A 274-nucleotide genomic window follows, 5' to 3' on the forward strand; every position below is an offset into this window, starting at 1 on the left:
CAGCGACGAAGCGTTCACGCTGAAGCCCAGCGCAGCACCGGGAGTGGTGGCGTGGTCGCTGAACGCGGTGCCGTCGGTGGACCCCTGCAGGTTGAATGTGCCGGCCTGGAACGACTCCGAGTTCGCGACGGGCACCTTCCAGGCCGCAAGGGTGACGGTCGCACCGACCCCAAGGACGAGGCCGCCGGCGAGCAGCGCCCGAACGCGACCGGAGACGCGTCGACGCTTCCTGGGTTCGGACTGGTCGGCGTGTCGTGCACGAGTGACGGCTTCG

The 274-nt window shown here is 69.7% G+C and carries 1 pseudogene; it reads right to left on the reverse strand.

The features are described from left to right. Nucleotides 1–274 (reverse strand): annotated as a pseudogene (locus tag ACPYOG_RS19495) (hypothetical protein); the annotation flags it as partial.

It is taken from the genome of Leifsonia sp. HAY1-4F, assembly GCF_056755275.1.